General features: G+C 39.3%; 1 pseudogene. It reads right to left on the bottom strand.

Going from position 1 to position 873, the window contains the following annotated elements:
* Nucleotides 1-183 precede the first annotated feature (183 nt).
* Nucleotides 184-873, bottom strand: a pseudogene (locus PVV69_RS09920) (drug:proton antiporter); the annotation flags it as partial.

Here is an 873-nt window from a genome sequence, read left to right as displayed (position 1 = left end):
AACGCTCATTGCCATGTCATTGGGGGAAAGAAATCCCTGCTGAAAGGGCTAAATAGAAAAAATAGCTTAAGAAATTTGCCCGTTCAGTGCGCTTTCATAGTCGTTGATGGTCTCTAACAGTGCAAATGTTGTATGATCTCTTATAGAGTATTGCAAATGTTATGCGGTTTTCAAACAAATATATCACAAATCTGAGTTCTTCTCTTTAGGTGATAAGGAGAGTGCGAGGCAAAACAGTAAAAATGCAGAGATAGAGAAGAGGAAGAATATGAGATATATTTGATTTAAGGAAAGGTATTCCTCTGTCAGTGAATGGAGTAAATAGCCAGCAAATACTCCCCCTAAGGCTCCGCCTATTTGCTGTAATATGCGTGTGATAACCGCTGTATCTTTGACGTATAAACGATTGACATATTGGATGGGCGCGGATAGGCATACAATGGTGGTAATGCCAAGTCCTACGCCTCTTAGCAAGAATCCTAGTCCATCTATGCTTATATGATAGCCAAAGCATAATAACCCAAAGCTTGATATCACCAAACCAATGCCGATCATGAAAAAGGGAGATTTTTCTTTCCATTGCTGGTAAATAAATTTTCTTCCAATCCATGCTCCTACCCCTTGCAGCGCAAGGACCGCGCCGATGATGAGAAGGCTATTTTCATGGCTTTCTTCTATAGTGATGGCTAATGGGAAATAAACCAGAAAGCTGTAAAAAAGAAATGAAGCAATAAGCCCCATGATCATAAGCAATGTGTAGCGTGCATTTGTAAATCCACTAAAGACGATTAATTTGTTTTTTGCGTTCTGATTAAAAACAATAAAGCATATGAGAGAGAGCACCGCTATAAGTGCTAGGATATATACGGTGTT

It is taken from the genome of Bartonella sp. MM73XJBT (assembly GCF_028618465.1).
Lineage (GTDB): Bacteria > Pseudomonadota > Alphaproteobacteria > Rhizobiales > Rhizobiaceae > Bartonella.
This window is presented reverse-complemented; position numbering and strand designations above follow the sequence as displayed.